Here is a 3731-nt window from a genome sequence, read left to right as displayed (position 1 = left end):
GGATGAGATTCTCAGGTCGCATAGTACGCTCCTCATTGAGTACTGAGGCATGCCTTCCTACAGTAAAACTATGATCTACATTCTTACCGGTTGACATTTTTATTGACAGTTCGTAAACTATTTTAAGCTTTTTCCTAAATGATAGGCTTTTTCCAGGTATTCAGGTTTATTTTTTACCTCTCCCCTTAGAGTCACTCCGGGAACGATAATTTTCCCCACTATATTCATTTCTAAGTAGTTTAAACTTGTCTCAAAGAAGTCAATAACCGGATTAACGGCTTTCATGTCTTGCTCTTCAAAGGGGATTACAATAACCGCACATTTACCCTTGATCTTGGGTCGATTTTGAGGACAATTATAATAAACAAAACGATCAATAAAGCCCTTCATTAAAGCAGTTGGTCCATACCAATAAACCGGTGTTCCAAAAACGATAACCTGGCTTTCCAGAATTTTTTGATAAAGGATATTCATATCATCTTGCTTTACACAACTTCCGATTTTCCAACAGGCATGACACCCAATACATTCTTCAATGTGTAAATCGTTGAGAAATACTTGATCTTGCACAAATCCTTGGCTTTCAGCTCCTGATAGAATTTGTGACACCAATACATGAGTATTTCCTTTTTTGCGAGGGCTCCCAATAACTCCCAGAATCTTTTTCATTTCCTTCTCCACCGGTTTAAATTTTTTATTATTCTGTAAACCAATCTAATTATTTAATAAATCAAGCTTTTATAAATATTTTTATCTACTGTTAAATCTTAGAATTCTATTGCTTTAATGAGCATCCTTCAAAAATTAATTTATTTTCTTCTTCCAATATATAGAACCAAAATAGTAACTAATCAATACTGGAACCGGCTTCAATGGAGGAAGTTCTTCCGCTCAAGAGATCGAGGGTGGTGAAGTGTCAGCTACTAAACTCAGGGTTTTGTATACTATTTTTTCCCTTTCCTTAATTTTAATTCTTCATTGTCTTCAACAGCGATTTGATTTAAAATTTCTCTCATTATTTTCGCTTTGGATTTTAAATCTTCTTTACCAACTAGTTTCTCTTGTATTACTTTTTCTGCCTTTAATAAAGATTCATTTAAGCTTTTAAGTGAAAGCAAGGATGCTGCAAGACAGAAAAAACTCTTGCAATATCCATCATTGTAATACTTTAATAAGGTCTGGAGAAGGACCATTCTTTTGTTTTGTTGTTCAATAAAAGCAATAATCCCATGTTCCTTTATATAATTCTGGTTTTGGATAACTCTTCTATGGGTAATAAATGAATCAGTTTCTCCAGTTTCTTTATCGAATTTGGAGCAAGGAAAAGCGTTGCATTCACAACAAACTTCTAAGCCTTTTTTCTTCACGCAACAAGTGATAAAAAAACAAGAAGGGTGTTTATTTTCAAAATCAACACCGTAACAACCTGGACATTTTGAAGAACCCTCGGTATAAAATCTTGGACATAAACCACAATCGAGTCCACAACAACCTAATGTAAAGTACTTTTTATTCATGATTATATTCTTCCTGAAAAACCTTCCTCAATTAGCCTACTTTGCTGGCTTGCATATTTTTCCCTATGTCAGTTAACATATCCAATTCATTCCTAGTAGTAACGGATCAAGAGCAATTGAGCTGGAGCTAAACCTATTCGTGTAATTCTTTTATTTCGAATTTAGCAATAATACTAAATACAATCTCAAAATACTCCTTTACCTCATTAAATTCCTTTTGTTACCTCAAATATTGAGCCTTCTCGCTTGTAGCCAAGTTTCTTATAATACTCATCAATATCGGACATAACAAAAACAATCCGTTCTGGGTAATCTTCATAGATGCATTCCATAAGTCTTTTGCCAATATTTTTCCTTCTATATTCCGGTCTGACCAGTAAATCACATACATAAACGTAGAACCCGCAATCATCAATCGAACGGGAGTATCCGCAGAGGACGTCTCCTTCAAAAGCTACGTAAGTAATAGAATTTTTAAGCGCTGCTTTATATTTCTCGGAGAGATTATCTGCCCAATAGCAAGACCATCCTTGGCCTTCGTTTTTAATCAGCGCCATGAGATTGTCTTCATCGTGTTCTTTATTATACTTTCTTATTATCATTTTATATCCTCCAAGCCTCATCAACAAAAACAAAACCTCAATTAACATCAAACATTGACTTTTAAAAAAGGAAATTTGACCAGTATGCAGAGAAATATTCTATTCTAAATCCATATCCAGACTGAAGGCATCGTTTATCCAGTCAACAACGTTATTGATTTCTTGTTGTTTGATCTCCTGCCGCTTAAGCTTAAATTCTTCTGAACGGTCTTTAATATCAATTACTTTCCCTTCTTTGATGGTGATATCAAGCACTGTTTCATAAGCCCAAGGACTCTGGAAACCCATATGGACGTAGTATTCATTTAAAAAATTTCTTGCCATCCGGATCTTCCCAGTAAAGGGAATGATAAGGTTCAGTTTACGATAGGTCATCTCGTGTAGAGGATTTCCTATGGGTTTAATTCCGTTGATTGGTAAATAGTTATTATTTTTTTCATTGATGGTGAGCTCTCTGAGGTAGAGGACTTCCCGAGTGAATCTATATTTTGCATAGAAGCCACGATAACAGGCAGTGTGTATCATTTCAGGCTCCATTCCGAATGTTTCTGGTGAGAACAGGTCGTCACCTTTTATACCAATGAGCTCATATTTCTTCCCTTTAAAAATAAATTCATCGGGAATTTGTGCAGTCATGATTTCTCCTTTCTTATTTTTATTCGTAAATCTTAATTAATCTAATTTCTTTGAATCTACTTCAATCATATATAAAAAACTAAGGCTATTAGTCTTCCCTATTCTTTTGCCTTAACGATGAAATCATATTTCCAAGGCCGAATTAGCCTTGAAGGTCTGTCATGAAAACAATACCGTAGTATAATTCTCCATGAACATTGGAACCAGTACTGTGAATAGAGTCACTAAATTCATAATATACCTTATTCTAAAATTTCCGTTTTTTCAATGCACCTAAATTGAATATAATTATTACAAATACTCATCTGTTTGTTTTTTAAGAAATTAGACTTTAGATTTAAAAGGGAGTACACATGAAGGGGATTATTACTAAAAGCTTAATTGAAAAGATATTTCAACCAGCCAGTCTACAGCGATGGAACGATCAGATTCGACCGATCGAATTTACTGAACTTGATAAACAAGCCCATAAAATGATCATTGCCTGGATTCTGGGAAAAATTGAGGAAGATGAAGAAGGCCTATTGATTGATTGGAGAAAAATAATTGAATACGGTATCTTCCAGTATTTTCAAAGGACCATCTTAACCGATCTAAAACCTCAAATATATCATTCTCTGTTGGCTCAAAATGAAGCCAGAAAAAAGCTGAATGATTTTGTTCAGAGAGAAATGGAGGAAAGCCTCGCTCATCTTTCGGTGGATTTTTATAACAAGTTTATTCAATTCATATCATCCAACCCAGAAGATGAAGACTTCAACTCAATCGAGTTTAAACTGGTCAGTGCAGCTCATTTTTTAGCGACCCAATGGGAGTTCAACGTCATTGCTCATTTTAGTCCTCCCCTCTTTGGTGTTGAATCAACAAGAGAGGAGATTCAATCTCAAGTTGACAAACACCTGGAAATTAAAAGCGTTAAAAAGATCCTCTATCTGGATAAGAATCTGAGAAATTTTATTGATCTTTGCGGACAACT

4 protein-coding genes and 1 pseudogene are annotated in these 3731 nt (G+C 34.7%); 1 reads left to right on the top strand and 4 read right to left on the bottom strand.

The features are described from left to right. Positions 1–117: 117 nt before the first annotated feature. The 4 genes from PLK24_RS09635 to PLK24_RS09620 form a co-directional block, all read right to left on the bottom strand. Positions 118–669 carry a flavodoxin family protein gene (locus tag PLK24_RS09635; RefSeq protein WP_324478599.1) on the bottom strand — a complete coding sequence of 184 codons (552 nt, stop codon included), beginning with the start codon at positions 667–669 and terminating at the stop codon, positions 118–120. A 275-nt stretch (positions 670–944) separates the two neighbouring features. Continuing rightward, a complete protein-coding gene (locus PLK24_RS09630) occupies positions 945–1517 on the bottom strand; it encodes a DUF3795 domain-containing protein (protein ID WP_324478597.1) in 573 nt (190 codons plus the stop codon). Positions 1518–1723: 206 nt separating this feature from the next. Further along, a complete protein-coding gene (locus tag PLK24_RS09625) occupies positions 1724–2119 on the bottom strand; it encodes a GNAT family N-acetyltransferase (RefSeq protein WP_324478595.1) in 396 nt (131 codons plus the stop codon). A 99-nt stretch (positions 2120–2218) separates the two neighbouring features. Beyond that, positions 2219–2755: a hypothetical protein gene (locus PLK24_RS09620; protein ID WP_324478594.1), complete on the bottom strand. Its 537-nt coding sequence runs from the start codon at positions 2753–2755 to the stop codon at positions 2219–2221. A gap of 353 nt (positions 2756–3108) precedes the next feature. On the opposite strand from PLK24_RS09620, the pseudogene PLK24_RS09615 reads away from it, so the two are divergent. Further along, positions 3109–3731 (top strand): annotated as a pseudogene (locus PLK24_RS09615) (HD domain-containing protein); the annotation flags it as partial.

The sequence above is a fragment of the Atribacter sp. genome, assembly GCF_035418125.1.
GTDB classification, from domain to species: Bacteria; Atribacterota; Atribacteria; order Atribacterales; family Atribacteraceae; genus Atribacter; species Atribacter allofermentans.
Note: the sequence above shows the minus strand (reverse complement) of the source record. Positions and strands in the feature narration are given on the sequence as shown.

Coding starts and splice junctions, on each gene's coding strand:
- PLK24_RS09630 (WP_324478597.1), bottom strand. CDS start 1,517: ATGAATAAAAAGTACTTTACATTAGGTTGTTGTGGACTCGATTGTGGT.
- PLK24_RS09625 (WP_324478595.1), bottom strand. CDS start 2,119: ATGATAATAAGAAAGTATAATAAAGAACACGATGAAGACAATCTCATG.
- PLK24_RS09635 (WP_324478599.1), bottom strand. CDS start 669: ATGAAAAAGATTCTGGGAGTTATTGGGAGCCCTCGCAAAAAAGGAAAT.
- PLK24_RS09620 (WP_324478594.1), bottom strand. CDS start 2,755: ATGACTGCACAAATTCCCGATGAATTTATTTTTAAAGGGAAGAAATAT.